13 protein-coding genes are annotated in these 16,674 nt (G+C 67.2%); 3 read left to right on the top strand and 10 right to left on the bottom strand.

The genetic code is table 11. From position 1 onward, the window contains the following. The first annotated feature begins 55 nt into the window (after nt 1-55). Nucleotides 56-556, top strand: a complete 501-nt coding sequence (locus QZV97_RS04695) for a DUF4124 domain-containing protein (protein ID WP_295639218.1) — start codon at nt 56-58, stop codon at nt 554-556. Nucleotides 557-563: 7 nt separating this feature from the next. Here QZV97_RS04695 and QZV97_RS04700 read toward each other — a convergent pair whose 3' ends face one another. Both QZV97_RS04700 and QZV97_RS04705 read right to left on the bottom strand, forming a co-directional pair. Then, nucleotides 564-884: an RnfH family protein gene (locus QZV97_RS04700; protein WP_295639221.1), complete on the bottom strand. Its 321-nt coding sequence runs from the start codon at nt 882-884 to the stop codon at nt 564-566. 4 nt (nt 885-888) lie between these two features. Continuing rightward, on the bottom strand, nt 889-1,350 hold the full coding sequence (locus QZV97_RS04705; RefSeq protein ID WP_295639224.1) for a type II toxin-antitoxin system RatA family toxin: 462 nt from the start codon (nt 1,348-1,350) through the stop codon (nt 889-891). A gap of 30 nt (nt 1,351-1,380) precedes the next feature. Here QZV97_RS04705 and smpB point away from each other — a divergent pair, with 30 nt between their 5' ends. Continuing rightward, a complete protein-coding gene (smpB, locus tag QZV97_RS04710; protein ID WP_295639227.1) occupies nt 1,381-1,845 on the top strand; it encodes an SsrA-binding protein SmpB in 465 nt (154 codons plus the stop codon). Here the strand turns inward: smpB and QZV97_RS04715 are convergent. From QZV97_RS04715 to QZV97_RS04750, 8 genes are all read right to left on the bottom strand, one after another. Beyond that, nucleotides 1,828-2,895: an acyltransferase gene (locus QZV97_RS04715; RefSeq protein ID WP_295639230.1), complete on the bottom strand. Its 1,068-nt coding sequence runs from the start codon at nt 2,893-2,895 to the stop codon at nt 1,828-1,830. The two genes, smpB and QZV97_RS04715, sit on opposite strands and share 18 nt — an antisense overlap. Before the next feature lie 44 nt (nt 2,896-2,939). Continuing rightward, nucleotides 2,940-4,118, bottom strand: a complete 1,179-nt coding sequence (locus QZV97_RS04720) for a PLP-dependent transferase (RefSeq protein WP_295639233.1) — start codon at nt 4,116-4,118, stop codon at nt 2,940-2,942. After that, nucleotides 4,115-5,500, bottom strand: a complete 1,386-nt coding sequence (gene rimO, locus QZV97_RS04725) for a 30S ribosomal protein S12 methylthiotransferase RimO (protein ID WP_295639236.1) — start codon at nt 5,498-5,500, stop codon at nt 4,115-4,117. The genes QZV97_RS04720 and rimO overlap by 4 nt, the downstream gene beginning before the upstream one ends. Nucleotides 5,501-5,548: 48 nt before the next feature. Further along, nucleotides 5,549-6,148 carry a polyhydroxyalkanoate synthesis repressor PhaR gene (gene phaR, locus QZV97_RS04730; RefSeq protein WP_295639240.1) on the bottom strand — a complete coding sequence of 200 codons (600 nt, stop codon included), beginning with the start codon at nt 6,146-6,148 and terminating at the stop codon, nt 5,549-5,551. Nucleotides 6,149-6,582: 434 nt separating this feature from the next. Beyond that, entirely contained in the window at nt 6,583-10,485 is a 3,903-nt protein-coding gene (locus tag QZV97_RS04735; protein WP_295639243.1) for a hypothetical protein, read from the bottom strand. Continuing rightward, nucleotides 10,482-13,637, bottom strand: a complete 3,156-nt coding sequence (locus QZV97_RS04740) for a hypothetical protein (protein WP_295639245.1) — start codon at nt 13,635-13,637, stop codon at nt 10,482-10,484. Before QZV97_RS04740 ends, QZV97_RS04735 begins: the two co-directional genes overlap by 4 nt. A 235-nt stretch (nt 13,638-13,872) precedes the next feature. Next, nucleotides 13,873-15,312: an FAD-dependent oxidoreductase gene (locus QZV97_RS04745; protein ID WP_295639248.1), complete on the bottom strand. Its 1,440-nt coding sequence runs from the start codon at nt 15,310-15,312 to the stop codon at nt 13,873-13,875. Between the two features lie 32 nt (nt 15,313-15,344). Beyond that, nucleotides 15,345-15,737, bottom strand: a complete 393-nt coding sequence (locus tag QZV97_RS04750) for a hypothetical protein (protein WP_295639252.1) — start codon at nt 15,735-15,737, stop codon at nt 15,345-15,347. A 692-nt stretch (nt 15,738-16,429) separates the two neighbouring features. On the opposite strand from QZV97_RS04750, the gene QZV97_RS04755 reads away from it, so the two are divergent. Beyond that, nucleotides 16,430-16,645 carry a helix-turn-helix domain-containing protein gene (locus QZV97_RS04755; protein ID WP_295639254.1) on the top strand — a complete coding sequence of 72 codons (216 nt, stop codon included), beginning with the start codon at nt 16,430-16,432 and terminating at the stop codon, nt 16,643-16,645. The last annotated feature ends 29 nt before the right edge of the window (nt 16,646-16,674 follow it).

Consider the following 16,674-nt stretch of genomic DNA (forward strand, 5'->3'; position numbering starts at 1 on the left):
CGGGCGTGGTGTGCACGCATGCCGCAATGCAGGGGTGCGCCGCTAAACTGCCTGCATGAGTTCCACAGCGTCCCGCTGGTTCGCCGGCCTGATGGTCGGCCTGATCGCCCTGGCGTGCCTGCCGGCCCACGCGCAATGGAAGTGGCGCGATGCGGCGGGACGGGTTCAGTACAGCGACCGGCCGCCGCCCGCCGGAACGCCGGCCAAGGATGTCCTGCAAAGCCCGATCGTGGCTGCGCCGGTGAAGCTCGTGCCGGCCAGCGCCCCGGGCGCATCGGCCCCGGCCGCCGCGGCCAGCGCCGTCGACCCGGCGCTCGATGCCAAGCGCAAGCAGGCCGAACAACAGCAGGAAGCGCAGCGCAAGGCCGACGAAGCCAAGCTGGCACAGGCCCGGGCCGAGAACTGCGAACGGGCCCGCACGTCGATGCGCACGATCGAAAGCGGCCAGCGGCTCTCGCGCGTCAACGACAAGGGCGAACGCGAAGTCCTCGACGACGGCGCGCGAGCCCGCGAGCTCGAGCAGGGTCGCCGGGTCATCGCCAGCGAGTGCCGCTGAGCGCGGCTCAGCGTTCGGCCGTCCCCGCCCCGCGCTTCGGCGCACGTCCTGACTGACGCCGCTGCCGCTGGCGGCGCGCTTCCTTCGGATCGACCTGCAGCGCCCGGTAGACCTCGACGCGATCGCCGTCGCTCAGCATCTCGTCGATCCGTCGCGGCCGGCCCCACACGCCGACGCGCGGCCGATCGAGGTCGATCTCCGGATGGCGCTGCAGCAGGCCGCTCTGCCTGAGCGCCTCGCCGACGGTGCAGGGTTCCGCCAGACTCAGCTCGACCCGGTCGACGACGCGCGCCTCGGGGCTGTAGGCGATCTCGACGCGCAAGGCCATCGGCTCAGCGTGGCCCATGCACCTGCTCGGCCCGTCGGACGAAGGAGTCGACCAGCGTGTTGGCGATGCGGTCGAACACCGGGCTCACGACGGCCTCCAGCGCACCGCTGCTGAAGGCATAGCGCAGGTCCAGCTCGACGCGCGACGCACGCAGCGCCTCCTCACCGTCGGCCGGCGTGCCGACGGCGACGAAGCGCCACTGGCCCTCGAGCCGCGAGAACGGGCCGTCGACCAGCGCCACCGTCACCGACTCGCCGTCGACATGCGTGTTGCGCGTCGTGAAGGCATGCCGAACCCCGTGGTAGGCCAGGTGCAGGCGGGCCGTCATGCCGGCGGGGCCGGCATCCAGCACCTCGGCCCGGTCGCACCAGGGCAGGAACTCCGGATAGGCCGGGATGTCGGTCACGAGCCCGTACATCTCGCGTGCCGAGTACCACAGCAGGACCGACTTCTTGACGTGCTTCATAGAATCGACGGAATTCTATTGAGACCCCGGATGGCAATCGCAGAGAACAAGAAGGCCCGCTTCAACTACACGCTCGAGGAGCAGTACGAGGCCGGGATGGTGCTCGAGGGCTGGGAAGTGAAGGCCATCCGCGCCGGCCAGGTGCAGCTGACCGACGGCTACGTCGTCATCAAGGGCGGCGAGCTGTTCCTGATCGGCTGCCGCATCAACCCGCTGCGCGAGGCGTCCACGCACGTGCATCCGCAGGCCGATCGCACCAAGAAGCTGCTGATGAAGGGCGACGAGATCCGGCGCCTGATCGGCAAGGTCGAGCAGAAGGGCTACACCCTCGTGCCGCTCAACCTGCACTACAAGGGCGGCCGGGTGAAGGCCGACATCGCCCTGGCCAAGGGCAAGGACACGCACGACAAGCGCGAGACCGAAAAGAAGCGCGACTGGGAGCGCGAGAAGGGCCGCCTGATGCGGACCAAGGTCTCCTCAGGCCCCAAGAGCTGAAGCGGCGCGACCGGGTCGCGCCGCCACCCACGCGAGCGCCGGCGCCTCGATCCAGCGATGGAACAAGGCCGCCGCCGCGAGGCTGGCCGCCCAGGCCACCAGCAGCCCGAGTCCCTGCACCGGCACCGTGGCCGGCAGGAAGCGCACGAACACCGCGTTGACCACCAGGCAGACGCCGAAGTGCACGAGGAACAGCGAGTAGCTGATGCGGCTGAGCGCGCTGATGACCGCCCAGGCCCTGCCCTGCAGCACCCGCATGCGCGGGGCGACGAGCGCGATGGCCAGCGCAACCGCCGCTGCCAGCGCGATCCGCGGCCGGTAGTCGATCACCAGCGCGAGGGTGCTCCCCAGCAGCAAGACCGCCGCCAGCCGCGGCGACAGCAGCCGGCCGGGCGCGGCGGTCCACCAGGCGGCCAGCGCGCCGGCGCCGTAGGCACCGAAGAAGTACGGCGCCGCCTCGTCCCAGCCGGCATCCCGGTTGAAGTGCAGCAGCGAGGCCAGCACCAGCGCCGCCGTCGCCACGACGGCCGGTGATCGCGCCGGGCCGAAGCGCGGCTCCGCGCGCGCGGCGATCCAGAGCAGGCCGAGCAGCATGACGAACAGCTGGAAGTCGATCGCGACGTACCAGACGCCGGCCGACAGCGCGTCGACATCCAGCAGGTCCTGCAGCAGCAGCAGGTGGGCCAGCAGGTCCCAGCCGTCGGCCGCGGCAGGCACCGAGGGATGGTCGAGCCAGCGCCGCGCCAGCGCCGCACAGGCCAGCACGAAGACCAGCATCGCCGCGTACGGCAACACCAGCCGCAGGTAGCGGTCGCGCAAGGCTGCCCAGGGCGAGCCCCGCAGCGCCAGCCGGCCATCGGGCGCCAGCTGGCGCGCGGCCAGGAAGCCGCCGACGACGAGAAAGACCTGGACGGCGAGCCGTCCCTGCCGCGACAGCCACTCGATCAGCTGCGGCGCCGCGGTCGCCACCACGTCCGACATCGGCCCGTAGAAGGCCAGGTGGTGCAGCACGATGAGCTGGGCGGCGACGGCCTTCAGCAGGTCGATCATCGGCAGCCGCCCGGCCCCCGATGCCGGGAACGAGCGCACGGCCGTCACAGCGCGCCCAGCGCCTGTTCGCAGTCGGCGATCAGGTCGTCGACGTTCTCGAAGCCGAGCGAGAAGCGAACCAGCTTGCCGCGACCGGCCTGGCCACGCAGCGTCGCCAGGTCGTAGGGCGCTGCCAGGCTGACCGGACCTGCCCAGGAATGACCGATCCGGAAACGACGCAGCGCGTCGACGAAGGCATCGACCTGCGCCTGACCGTAGCGCGGATCGAACTCGACCGAGAACAGGCCCGCGGCGGCGCTGCAGCAGTCCGCCCAGTGCGCGTGCCCGGGCGAAGCCTCCAGCGCCGGATGGAAGACCTGCACGACCTCGCGCCGGCCCTGCCACCAGGCCGCGAGGTGGCGGCCCGCGGCATCCTGGGCCGCGTAGCGCAGCGCCAGCGTCGGCAGCGAGCGCAGCACGAACTCGACGTCGTTGGCGCCGACGCCGACGCCGAGCCGCATGTGCGTCGCCTTCAGCTGCTGGTGCAGCGCCTCGTCGCGCGTCGTCACCGAGCCCATCAGCAGATCCGCGCCGCCCGAGGGGTACTTGGTCAGCGCCTGCATCGAGATGTCGACGCCCTGCTCGAAGGGCGCGAACGCGATGCCGGCGCCCCAGGTGTTGTCCAGCGCGACGGTGACGCCGCGCGCGCGGCAGGCGCCCACCAGGCCGGCCAGGTCCGGAAACTCCATCGTGATGGAGCCCGCGGCCTCGACCCACGCGAGGCGCGTCCGCGGGCCGATCTGGGCCGCGAAGGCCGCGACATCCATCGGGTCGTAGACACGGTGCGCGATGCCCCAGCGCGCCAGCTCCTGGCGGGCCAGCTCGGCGCTGGGCCAGTAGGCGTTCGACGGCAGCAGCACCTCGTCGCCCGACTTCAGCAGCGACAGGTTCACCAGCGCGATGCCGGCCAGGCCGCTGGGCACCAGCAGCGTCTGCACGCCGCCCTCGAGCGTCGCGATGCGCTCCTCGAGCGTGAAGGTGGTCGGCGTGCCATGCAGGCCGTAGGTGTAGCCGGTCTTCTCGCGCCAGTTGCGCGCCCGCAGCGCCGCGACGTCCTTGAAGATGACGGTCGAGGCCTTGAAGACGCCCGGCGCCACCGCGCCGAACCCGGCCGGCGGCTCGTAGGGGTGGTGGATCAGGCCGGTGGTGAGCCGGTCCTCGTCGCGATCGTCCGGGCCACTCATAGCGGCTGCCCGACCAGGTCGTGCCCCTGGGTGCCGACGATGCGTGCGCGCGTGAACTCGCCGACCTTCAGCGTCTTGCTGGCCTTCAGCGGCGGCAGCAGCTGGACCACGCCGTCGATCTCCGGCGCGTCGGCATAGCTGCGGCCGCGGCCGCCCTTCTTGCCCAGCGCCGGTGCGTGATCGACCAGCACCTGCATGTCGGCACCGACACGCTCCAGCAGCTTGGCCGCGGAAACCTCTTCGGCCACCGCCATGAAGCGCGCGCGGCGCTCCTCGCGCACATCGGCCGGCAGTGCGCCCGGCAGCGCGTTGGCCGTCGCGCCCTCGACCGGCGAATACGCGAAGCAGCCGGCGCGGTCGATGCGCGCCTCGCGCATGAAGTCCAGCAGGTGCTCGAACTCGGCCTCGGTCTCGCCCGGGAAGCCGGCGATGAAGGTCGAGCGCACGACGATCTGCGGGCAGGCCTCGCGCCACTTGGCGAGCCGCTCGAGGTTGCGCTCGCCGCTGGCCGGGCGCTTCATGCGCCTGAGCACGTCGGGGTGGCTGTGCTGGAACGGCACGTCCAGGTAGGGCAGCACCCGGCCGCCCGCCATCAGCGGCAGGATCTCGTCGACGTGCGGATAGGGATAGACATAGTGCAGGCGCACCCAGGCGCCGTGCGGCTCGGCCAGCTCGCCGAGCTTGTCGACCAGCTCGGTCATGCGCGTCTTCACCGGCCGGCCGTCCCAGAAGCCGGTGCGGTACTTGACGTCGACCCCGTAGGCCGAGGTGTCCTGGCTGATGACCAGCAGCTCCTTCACGCCCGACTCGAACAGCGCGCGCGCCTCGTTCAGCACGTCGCCGATCGGCCGCGACACGAGGTCGCCGCGCATGCTGGGGATGATGCAGAAGCTGCAGCGGTGGTTGCAGCCTTCGCTGATCTTCAGGTAGGCGTAGTGCCTGGGTGTGAGCTTCACACCGTAGGCCGGCACCAGGTCGACGAAGGGATCGTGCGGCTTGGGCACGTGCAGGTGCACGGCGTCCATCACCTCCTGCGTCGCGTGCGGGCCGGTGACGGCGAGCACGCTCGGGTGCATCTGCCGCACCAGGTTGCCGCCGCCCTCCCCGGCCTTGGCGCCGAGGCAGCCGGTGACGATGACCCTGCCGTTCTCGGCCAGGGCCTCGCCGATGGTGTCGAGGCTCTCCTTCACCGCATCATCGATGAAGCCGCAGGTGTTGACGATCACCAGGTCGGCGCCGGCGAAGGACTTGCTGGTGGCGTAGCCCTCGGCGCTGAGCTGGGTGAGGATCAGTTCGGAATCGGTCAGGGCCTTGGGGCAGCCGAGCGAGACGAAACCGATCCGGGGGGCCGCGCCTGCGGCGAGCGCGCTGTCTTGAGTCATCAGCGGATTTTCGCCGATCCGCCCGCAGGCGACGGCGACGCCCGACGGCTACTTCTTGCCGCCGAGCCCGAAGCCGGCCGGGAACAGCGTCTCGGTCTGCTTGTGCATCTGCTCCTGCATCTGCACGAACAGGTTCTTCGACTGGTCGAGGTAGTTCGACATCAGGCCCTGCATCATCGGCGCCTGCACGTTCATGAACTGCGTCCACAGCTCGGGGCTGAAGCCCTGCCCGGCGGACAGGCCGGACTGCTCGGCGAAGCGGGTCTGCAGCTCGGTGAAGGCCTGGATGTTCTTCTCGAGGTAGCTGCCCATCACGCCCTGCATCGTGTGGCCGTAGAAGCGGATGATGTGGGCGAGCACCGGGGTCGTGAACATCGGCATGCCGCCGGTCTCGGCCTCGAGGATGATCTGCAGCAGGATGCTGCGCGTCAGGTCCTCGCCGGTCTTGGCGTCGCGCACGACGAAGCGCTCGTTGTCCAGCACCATCTGGCGCACGTCGGCCAGCGTGATGTAGCCGCTGGTCTGGGTGTCGTAGAGACGCCGGTTCGGGTACTTCTTCAGCACGCGCAAGGCTTCGGCGCCGGCCTGCGCCTCGGTGCCGCCGTCGGCCGAATTGCCGCGTTGAGCTCGCGCTTTCGCTTGCGTCATGCCTTGCTCTCCAATGCAAAAACCATTCTAGGAGGGGCGTCGGAAACGGCTCGAAGGGGTTTTCCCCGGCGTCGCAGGGGCGACGGCGAGCTGAAAGCAAGAAGCCCGACACGTCGATCGACATGTCGGGCTTTGCGGTGTTGGTAGGCGCGATTGGACTCGAACCAACGACCCCCACCATGTCAAGGATGTCGACTTGCCTTGCGTGACAACGACTTAGCGCGATTTTTTGGAAACGACTCGTGCCGACCTGCGGCGAACCAAAGCGGTGACGAAAGTACTGCCGACCTTTGAGCGGCTGTGGCGGCGAACCTGTTCGCAGCACCGGTCGCGAAGGCATGACCGGCAGATTTTGATCGCCCCGCGTGCCGGCCGCAACATGGAAAGCGTGGAGGCCGGGCCTCGTACGCGACGTTGCGTCAACGCCCACTGGCTTACACCAGCTGCGGCGCTTCCTGCTGGCACAGCAGCAGCGTGTTGAGCAGATTCAGCTCGTTGGATGCCATGAAGTACCGATCGTCGAACACCGTATGGAGCTTCAACGGGTTTGGCTCACCAACCGCCGCCGCCCACGGGAACGACTCGTACCGCGGTATCGGCGGCATGACCGCATTGCTGGCCTGTAGCGTCTTGCTCATCGCGCCGAGCCAGATATCCGGCTCGCGCACCTGGAACGGCACCCCTTGTCGCGTTTCGCTGGTACGAAGGAATTGGAGATAGCCTGCCGGCAGACAGACCCAGGTGTTGGATGACTTCAGCGCCTTCAGCGTGCTGAATTCGTTCGCAGCCTCCTGGTTCTCACGCTGCAGAAAGCGGAACAGGTTCATCGCCGGCTCGCGCAGCGAGGACGGGAAACGCTCGTTGCGGTCGATTGCGTAGAGCTGGTTGATGAGCGCCTTGCTGACGCGCTCGATCTGAGTCCGGTGCCCTTCGAACGTGAAGGCCTCATGCTTGTCGAACGGGTCCCAGTTCTCGAGGATTGAGGGCCCCGAGAAGAAGACGTGATCGGGCAGCGTCGTACCCTCGGCGGCCGTCACGAGCAGCGGGCCCATGCTCGTGCAAACCTGGTCGATGAGGGCGACCATATCCTCCTGTCGCACCATGGTCCGGCAGTCCTTGTCCTTCTGGGCGACCGCGCGCAGCTTGCACTGGGAGAACAGCTCGACGACGTTGGACTGGGCGTTCTTCACGAGTCCGGACAGCTCGTCTTCGCGCCCACGCCGGCAGAACACCTCGGCTTCGTTGACGAAGTTGACGACGCTCTGCGACATGACGCTGACCAGTTCCTCCAAGCCGACGCCACCGACTGGCACGAGCGCCAACGATTGCTTCAGCGAGGCGTCGCCGGTGATGCGCGTGTGAATGGTTGCCCGGAGCATCACCAGCAAGGTCATCAGATCCAGCGATTGGCGCAGCCACTGACGTTGGTCCAACGCGCCATCGTCCTCATCGTCCTCGACGATGAAGTCGTCGACGAGCATCACGAGCCTGCGCGCGACGTTGTCGCCGTCGACCTCGGCACCCTGCTCGTCCTTGTACCGTCCGCGGCCGCGATAGATGAGTTGGGCAATCTCCATCAGCGACGCCTCGACGCTGAAGCGGGGCACCGCGGCGATGATGGCGTCGGTCTTCGGAAATGAGACGCCACGCGCACCCGACGATGTCATGAGGAACACCCGCATGCTGTCTCGCACCTGCGGGCTGATAAGGCGCTTGCGCTTGGACCCTGGAACGGATGAGTCCAGGACCTCGACGTTCGTCGAATCCAAGCCGGCGTCCTCTCGCTTGGCCAGCGCCTTCTGGAGGTCGCTCAGGAAGAGCTTGTCCTGTGCGAAGTAGATGACCTGCTTGGATCCCTGCTCCAGCGCACGCACGATCTCGGCCAGCGCCGACGCCTGTAGCGCTTCGCCGGCCAGCTTGCGCACCGCCTGCCGCGCCGATTGCATCGTGCCGTCGGGATTCTCCTCCGGCCTGACCCGGGTCATCCGCACCCGGTAGCGGATTCCGAGGCTACTTGCCGGGAAGCTGTTGGTCATTACGTGGAGCACGCCAAACGGCCTGCCGCCGATGCGAACTTCGGTCGCTGCGACCCGGAACGGCGCCTTGCCAGCTGAGCGCGACACGAGAATCTTGTCGGGCGCACGCTCGCCCGGGCCCGCTGCGTTCAGGTAGCGATCAAGCACGACCTCGTTGCCGAGCGACGCGTCCGAAATCACCAGCGTGACGGTGAACGGGGAGCTCTCCCCGGCATCCTCGAAGCAGTCGATGAACTCCTCATGCAGCCACCTTGCCACCCCGTGCACGAACGGGGCGCCCGCACCGTCGCCCGCGAGCTCATCGACCATCACGACGATTTCAGGCAATCGATCCGCGAACTGCCGGCGCTCGGCAACGCCGGCGAGCGTGTTGGCCTTGTTCGCGAAGAGCCGCGACAGCGACTGCATGGTGGTCGCATCTCCACCTTTGCTGCGGTAGCCCTGGAGCGCCGCGGTGAGCACCACGCGGTTTACTCGTGGGTTGAGAGCCACCAGCTCCTTGGTCATCCGCGCCATGCCGGACAACACGCCGACCAGCGAGCGTTCCTCCACCAGGTCCTCGTTCTCCGACAGGGCCATCTTGGCCATCCGAGATCCGGCGTGGATGCGCTCAATCTCGGCTTCCTGCGAGGGGTCGATGGCCAGGATGCTCCCGCGCGGCCGCTGGAGATCCGGGACGCCGTCGACGACGACCGCCCCATCGATCCGCCGGGGCTCGTCCAGCCCCTGCTTCACCTGCTCAGCGTGCCAACGCGGCGCCGATGCGATCAGCCTCGCGTTGGACGTCACGGTCAGGATGCCGGATGGCTGGCCGTTTCTCCTGGCCAGACTCTCGGTGACGTCGCGGTTGATCACGACGCGCGGACTGACGTAGAGGAACAGGTAGCCACTGGACTTCTGTTCGAGGTGGCGGCGCACCGCCGTCGTCTTGCCGATGCCGGGGTTTCCCTCGAGTGCGAGCACGTTCAGGCGCCCGCGGGCGCTGCGGCGCAAGCCTGCGACGATCGCTGCCGCATGCACATCGCGCAGCGTCAGATCGGGCTCGTTTCCGGCGAACTCACGAAGCACTTGGCCGATGGCCTGCGGCGCCGGTGCACCCAGGTACTCCTTGAGTTCATCGGTGTCGTCCACCATCTGGATCGCGCGCTCAACGGGCAGTCGTGTCGTCGGGTTCGTGAACTCCGGAATCGTCTCCTCGAATTCGAAGTTGTAGTCCTGCCCCGGCTCCGGCATGTGCTCGAGCGACTTCATGCCATCCTTCAACGCCTTTGGCAGCTTGTTGAGCATGCCGCGGAACACCGCCTTGACGCGGTTGGTTAGCTCTGCGTCATCGTCATCCCGGACCTTGATGGCGGCGCGATACGCTTCGCCGAGCTGCGTCATCAACAGGCGGCGCGGCTCCTCGGTGTCGCTTGCGGTGAATAGGGCCGCCAAGCTCTCGAGCCCGTTCGGCGTGATGGCCAGGGCGCGCGCCATGCAGGGCTTCTTCATCGCTCCGTCGCGCCGCAGCCAGTCGACCGTGCTCTGGGCATAGCCGCTCGCTTGGCACAGTTTGAAGAGCGGCTTGTTGCCCGACGTGAGGGCCGTGAGATGGACGGCGATGTCCTGCGCCAGCTCGAAGCTCTCCCCGCTGACTTCCGCGGAGACCGCGGCAAAGACGCTGCGGGCATCCAGGAGGCGTCGATGGCGCGTCAGCTCGTCGAGGTGTGCCTGCTGTTCCCGGAAATCCCCGAGTCCAGATGGCATGTCGAAGGAGTACTCCTGAACCAGGAGGTAGTCCTCCTTGTGCGATCCAGACAACCAGAGCGTGAAGTCGGAGTTGGCCGGCCGGCCCTTGTCGGCCAGGGCGACATCGACGATCCCCTCGAGCGCGAACTCTGCGTGAAACGCGCGCGCTCTGGCCTCAGCCGCCGTGTCGGCGCCCTGTCCAGGCAGCGCAAGAGGACACCACAGCGCGCGCAGCTTCAGCCGCTCCGTGGTGATGGGGCGCTGCAGAGGCCTGAGGTACTCCCGGGTTGCCGTGTAGCCCAAGCCATACGCCGTCAAAGCCATGTGGTCGAGCGCGGCGTCGACCAGGCGCACGGCGTTCTCGTCGATGATGCCCAGGCCCCGCACCAGCGCCGTCTGCACGTCGAGGAGGCGAGTGTCGAGCCACGGCTTCACGCCAGGCCGGTCTTTATGCAGCAGCCCTGCCTCCATCAGCGCGGCAAGCACGCCGCGCTTGACCAGGACTTCGTAGGCTTGCCCCCAGAGAACGGACTGATCCCGAAACGACGGGCCGTCGGCGGCCACGCCGCTCACGCGCGTTCCTTGTGGAAGACCCGCGTCGCGTGGGCGAGCACGGACGACAGCGAGAGATAGACGCTGCCTTGCCGCCGACTGCTCATGATTTCGACTTCGCCCGACGCGGCAGAGCTTTGTGGCATCGCCCACTCGAACGGGTCGAGAACCGGCAGCAGCTGCGTCTTGTTGGCGGGCTTCTCGCTCTCCAGGAAGTGCACTGCGCGCAGTACGCTCGTGATGCTGTCCTTGGGGCCCTTGCCGCTCTCGAACCCGAGCATGTTGCGCCGAACGGACTCGTTGAGCTCGGTGTGCTCAACCCGGGACTCGAGGTCAAAGAAATAGGTGCAGAACCCCGACTGTGGGTGAAGCTCCTCGCCGACCACCGAGAGAGTCGCGAAGGTATACACGGGCAGCAGGCTGCGAAGCATGTCTGAGGCGCCGTCGGCGTACATCTTGCGGTGGTCGTCGAAGGTCGTCACCTCGAACCCGCTTTCCATCGACGTACGACGGCGCAACCGGGTCGCCGGAAACACATCGCGGCGCAGCGGATACAGGTGCACGCCAGGGAACCGCTTCGCGGCACCATCCAGAAACTCGCTCGTCGCATGAGGTGCATGCCGCTCGGCCGCACGCCCGATGTGCCGGTTACCGTAGTGATGAGAGAGCAACGCGATGTGCGTGTAGCCCTCACGCTCCAGTCGCGCCACCTCCTCCAAGATGGTGTGAGGCGTCTTGAAGTCGTTGGTGCTCTCCACAAGGCGCGAGAGCATCCGGTCGACGCGCAAGGTGGCGCCCGCAGCGGCGCGCTCGGCCAAGTAAGTGCGCGAGATGAACAGCTGGCCCTGCGCGTCACTGAAGAGGGGATGGGCGTCGCTGGGCTTGGTGACGTAGGTCAAGACTGCGACCTTGTCGAGTGTCCCTTCCATCCGAAAGCGCATGGGCTGCCCACCGAGCAGTGCCGCCAGCGAACCGGTCTTGGCGAAATCGTCGTCGCTCGGGCGCCTCCTTTCGGCCCGAGTCGCAATGCCCTGCAGCTTGACCGGCAGCTCGCGGCACATCGCGCGCTCGATGGCCTGGCTGACCGCGTAGACCGCGGTGTTGCCGTCGTGCGCGTCGTCCTCGCGGATCTTGCGTCGCCCCGCATGCTGCAGTCGAACGATGGTCATCGCCAACCGCTCCCCGCCACCAGCGCCTTCGACGCCTTCGTCGGTCTTCTTCAGCCGTTGGACGATGTCCCACAGCACCGTGTAGACGAGCAACGAAAACGCCACTAGGGTCGCCGAACGCAGTTGCTCGGACCTGGCCTTCTTGCTGGGTTCAACGATGGACAAACGAAGATTGCGAACCTCGTACTCGATGTCAATGCCTGCGCCGGCATCGAACACCCGCTCGTTGGGAATATCCGGCAGCCATGTGCCCTCGGACTTGGTCCAGAAGAACGGCACCATGCGCACTGGAAGCGTCCGCGACGTCAGGTCGCGTTCCATGTGCACTTCCGATGTTCCACCACCTGGAGCCAGCGAGCGCTCCTGCAACTCGGTCTCGACCGAAAGCGACGCCAGGCTCGCCGGCAGATTTAGTCTCTCGTCGACCTGCAGATGCTTGAACCATGCGATTCGGTCGGAGCCGCCGCCGGGCGAGGTCGCCAGCCATTCGGTCGTCGGCGAGCTGAGGGTCGACAGCACCTCCCACCGCACGACGCTGCGCAGCACGAAGACCATGAACTTGTGAACCCGCCTGTTCGCAGCATCGACGAGTGAAGTGGACTTGTCGCGAAGGACGGCGACGAGTTCGTCTGCCAAGTCCTCCATCACTCCGGCGCGCTTGCTCAACGCCGCATGCAACTGCTTCGCCGCCCCGAGCGGATCGTCCTTGAGCTGTTCGGCTGCGGTCGCGGCCGCGGCAAGCACGTCGACCTCGCTCGGCGCGCCCATCGAGTCGGGCACGACCAAGTTGAGGAACACGAGCTGCGCAAACTTGTGGCCGAGCCGCCGTGCCGGGTCTGGATCGTTCACAAGGTCGTCGTAGAGCGACTCGAGCCGCGTGTCGAACGACCTCTTCCCCGACATCGGATTTTGGCCGTTCACGCGAAACCGATATGAAACCTCGCGCACGGTCGCCTTCTTCAACGCCGGGTCGGTGCGGCGCTCGAAAAGCTGGACCGACCACTCCGCCCACACGGGCAGGCAGCCATAGAACATCGCCTTGCGCAGCTCGTCGGCGAGATCGACGTTGTTGTGAACGCCGAAGGTGCGCGACACGTCCAACAGCATCGACTGTCCCTCGGCGCCGGCGAAGAGGTCGAAGGCCCTGCGCACCCGCTCCACATAAACCTTCAGGCCGGGCTTGCTGCTCTGTGCCGCAACGGCTTCCATCAGCCGCATGCTGACCTGCATGCGTACCCGTGCGAGTGCTTCGTCCTCCAGGAAGTCGAGGAACGACGCCACCTGGCTGCCTGGGCGCTCCCGTTGCTTCCTGATGGTTTCGCTGATCGCCTGCACCTCGTCGAGGTCCAGTCCGTGCTTCTGCTGGAGTTCTCGCGTGATACCTCGCAGCATGGGCTCGAGCCAGTCCTCGCCGTCGATGGTTTCCATCGCGGTGAGCACCCTTGCGAGATCGCGCTCGCGCTCGACGAGCTTGCGCGCAGGCGGCGCGAATTGCACCTGGACCATCGAAGCCGACGCAGGCAGGTTCGGAACCTGGACCCCCGTCGCAGCAGCCATCTCGCGAAGCGCGGAGTCGAGCGACTCCGCCGTTAGTTCCGACACCGAGGTGGTCCCGAGCGCGCCATCAATTTCTGTTCTGACGGCCGCCTGCAACTTGTCCAAGCGCTCGGACAGCTTTGTTTCGGTACCAGGTGTCAGGCGCCCACCCACCTTCGCCGACGTGCCAGGTGGCGGCATGACGAGGTCGCGGACAAACCCGGTCTCGTCCCCGGGCTGAAAACTCTTCTCGAATCCGGGCGCATGCATGAATCGCTGCATGACCGCACGGGTGTTGACGCGAAGCGTCTGCGCGTCGAGCGTCACCAGCGGGATGGACGCGAGGCCGGCCTCGCCGCCCGGAGGTATTGCGTTCGCCAGCAACTCGACGAGCGTCGTCAAGTCGAGCGAGGGAGTGCGATTGCGAGCAGAGATGCTCGCCCCGCTCCGGATCGGGGAAGTGGCCATGTCAGCTCCTTCTGGCGGCTAAACCACGTCGCTCATCGGCTGACCAAAGCCGGATAAGCGGAATGACTCTCTGAGTTGGCCCAGTCTATAGACTCACCAGCGGCGATACTACTGTAGTTTTGTACATATTCCAATGAGCACCTGCCGTAGACGCGACGATTGAGTTGACCCCGGCAGCTGCGCCGCGACGCGGGCGCCGAATACGCGCGGCGGTTCGCCGGCCGGCTCCGTCCGCTCAACCGGGCAAATCGAACGGCGAGAGCTGCTCGGACACCGGCGCTGCGCTGAACAACGGCTTCTGGTTGACCCCGTGGCGCACGACGATGACATCGAACTTGCCCAGCGAGTGGACGCCCGGCGCGACGAAGGGCAGGCGCGCCGCCACATTCACCTCATGCTCGATGCCGTAGCACGCCGGGCCACACACGTGCGCGGCACCGGCCGGCACCACGTTGTCCAGGACGAACCCTGCGAGGTACACCTCGTTGCCGGTGGGCTTGTAGCCTCTGCTCGGCGCCTTCGGCAACGGTCGCCCCGAGAAGGTCGCGTGCAGGCGCGCGGCCAGCATCACGAGCAACCGGTTCAGCCCGTAGCTGTAGCCAGGTGAGGCGTCCGCCACGACCCAAGTCACCTCGACGTTGGGATTCAGCAGCGGCCTCAGTGCAGGGATCGAGGCAGGCTTGGATGTCCAAATGGCCCACACCGTGTCGGCCAAGCGCTCGTAGGCCGCGTGCCAGTCGCCGTAGGCACGCACGGGCGGCGAGCCGGGTGCACTCCATGCATGCGCTCGGCGCGCCGAGTCTTCCGCAAGCAGCACGTCGGCCAAGTCAAGCTTCAGCTTGTCCAACCCCAGCGCGTCAAACAGCCGCTTGCCGAAGTTGCCTGTCAGCACGCGCAGGAAGTCCTGCTGCGCGCCGTCGCCGCCGCCGGACACGAGCACTCGAATTGGCCGGCCCGACGGCGGCTTGATGCCGAGGTGGGGGACGCCCAGCGCATCGGTTGACCAGAACGCGGGCCCCTCGAGCGAGACGCCTCCCGTCGACCGCACGCTCGTGTGTTCGCCCGAGAAACCGACGCACGAAATCGCGGCGCAGTACGGGCGGCCGGCCGGGCCGTACGCGGGCCACGGGGCGAGGCGAACCCCCGTGCTGGTGTCGGCGATCGTCAGCATGCGGGCATCGACGCCCGTGAACTCTTCGATCGAGCCCGAACCGGGCGGCAGCGCAACGGGCGCGGGCCCGACGACCGAGTACCACATGGTCGTCCACTGCGTCGCCAGCTGATCCGCCCAGTTCGCGCGATACGGCAGCCGGTAGACCGAGCCGGCCCAAGCCATGTCCGCGGTCCTCCAATGTGGCTGTGGCCAGTCGAACTCGGTCGGATCGAGCCAGCGCGTCGTCACCCGCGCCTGCGTCTGAAATGGGCTGAGCTGCTCTTCGAGCAGCGTGACGTCGCGGCCGAGGCGGCTCGCGGTCAACGCGGCGGTGACGCCGGCGGCACCGCCACCGATCACCAGCAACGGATCGGTGCTGAGGTCGTTGCGCGCGAGCAGCCGCTCGACCAACAGTTGTGCACGCAGGATCTGGTCGCGCACGCTACCCGTGCGCAAGCCGCTCAGCTCGTAGCGGAAGCCGCCGACGTGGTGAAACGAAAGAGCCTGATCGGGTCTCGCCATGGCGGCGCAGTTTAGTGCGCCGCCTCACGCCGTCATCGGCGCGCTTGAGCTCTCGCTCGACGCGGCCGGGGCTCGTCCATGCCCATCGACTGACGCAGATGGGCCTGCCCTTCGGCGCGCAGCACCATGAACCGCTGCAGGTAGTTGCTCGCGCGAGCATGGGCACTCTCGCCCTCGTCTCGAACGACGGCAAGACCTTCGTCTGCCAGCTTCACTACGAGGTCGGGCGGCGGCGCGATGCCTGGCGGCAACGCCAGAGCGGCAACCTCAAGAGGGTGCGTCCTGAGTTGCCGCAACAACCTGGTCGCTTCCAGATAACGTTGCTCACTGAACGGCTGCTCGATGGCCACCACATGCACACCAGGGGCGCGCATGACGATCAGTTGCGTCTGCGGGTCGACGTACTCGGTGATGCGCTCGTCCATGGCGTCCAGGGCCCCAGCTCCTTCCGCGGCGCTGATGCTTCGACGGACGCCAGCAGCCCACGGCGGGCACTCATGCCCGGTGAGAGTCTGGGTCTCCTGCTCCAGGAGGGAGGTCGCCGTCGTCATCGTCTTTCATCAGGAGTTGAGCCGTATCTAAGCACAGATTGAGGACGGCGACCAGCACCAGGGTTGGCATCGAGCCCGGCCGCGCGAGATCCGACGCCAGCCACAAACCGGTTTACCGCTTGGTTTACCCTTTTGGGCCTCGCCAGCCGCCCTGCATCGCACCCCGGGCGATCGAGTCCAACTTCTGCATCAAGCCGAGCGCTTGCAGTCCACCCTGCGCGGAAGCTCGGGCTCACGAGCCAGCGTCGCGCAGCACTTCGACCGGCTCATGCTTGCCGCTAACCTTCACGAGCAGGTCCTGGGCTCGAGGCCGTCGATGGCACCGGGCCAATGACTGAGTTCCGTACCTGGCTTCTGCCGCGGCCGGCGCGGGCGGCGCTCGGCGTCCCACAAGCCGAGCCAGAAGGGCCAGGGCCAGAAGGGCCAGTCCAGATGTGGCCAGCCCGGCTCTTGGCAGCCTAAACCCATATCAACCCAACGTAATCGTAGCAAACCCAACTTGAGCCGACCCATTCCTATGCTATCCTGTCAGGACCGCAGTCAGCCGGCGTGGCATTGGGACGGGCATGGACGATAGGTGGCTCTCCGTTGACGAAATCGCCGAGTACCTCGGGGTGAGCAAGGACACCGTCTACACCTGGGTCACCGCTAAAAGCATGCCCGGGCACAAGGTCGGCCGCTTCTGGAAGTTCAAGCGAGAGGACGTCGACGCTTGGGTCCGAGATGGCGGCGCCGCCTCATCTTCCGACGAGCTTGGTGTGAAGGATCACAAGAATGGCTAGGCCCGCGAAAACAGCAACTGCGAAGGCTA

Origin of the sequence: uncultured Methylibium sp., from assembly GCF_902826655.1 — a bacterium.
Lineage (GTDB): Bacteria > Pseudomonadota > Gammaproteobacteria > Burkholderiales > Burkholderiaceae_C > Methylibium.

Bases quoted from the DNA above. Each gene is read 5' to 3' on its own strand.
- rimO (WP_295639236.1), bottom strand. From the start codon at position 5,500: ATGACTCAAGACAGCGCGCTCGCCGCAGGCGCGGCCCCCCGGATCGGT.
- QZV97_RS04750 (WP_295639252.1), bottom strand. From the start codon at position 15,737: ATGGACGAGCGCATCACCGAGTACGTCGACCCGCAGACGCAACTGATC.
- QZV97_RS04745 (WP_295639248.1), bottom strand. From the start codon at position 15,312: ATGGCGAGACCCGATCAGGCTCTTTCGTTTCACCACGTCGGCGGCTTC.
- QZV97_RS04705 (WP_295639224.1), bottom strand. From the start codon at position 1,350: ATGAAGCACGTCAAGAAGTCGGTCCTGCTGTGGTACTCGGCACGCGAG.
- QZV97_RS04755 (WP_295639254.1), top strand. From the start codon at position 16,430: ATGGACGATAGGTGGCTCTCCGTTGACGAAATCGCCGAGTACCTCGGG.
- QZV97_RS04720 (WP_295639233.1), bottom strand. From the start codon at position 4,118: ATGAGTGGCCCGGACGATCGCGACGAGGACCGGCTCACCACCGGCCTG.
- QZV97_RS04700 (WP_295639221.1), bottom strand. From the start codon at position 884: ATGGCCTTGCGCGTCGAGATCGCCTACAGCCCCGAGGCGCGCGTCGTC.
- QZV97_RS04695 (WP_295639218.1), top strand. From the start codon at position 56: ATGAGTTCCACAGCGTCCCGCTGGTTCGCCGGCCTGATGGTCGGCCTG.
- smpB (WP_295639227.1), top strand. From the start codon at position 1,381: ATGGCAATCGCAGAGAACAAGAAGGCCCGCTTCAACTACACGCTCGAG.
- QZV97_RS04740 (WP_295639245.1), bottom strand. From the start codon at position 13,637: ATGGCCACTTCCCCGATCCGGAGCGGGGCGAGCATCTCTGCTCGCAAT.
- QZV97_RS04715 (WP_295639230.1), bottom strand. From the start codon at position 2,895: ATGATCGACCTGCTGAAGGCCGTCGCCGCCCAGCTCATCGTGCTGCAC.
- phaR (WP_295639240.1), bottom strand. From the start codon at position 6,148: ATGACGCAAGCGAAAGCGCGAGCTCAACGCGGCAATTCGGCCGACGGC.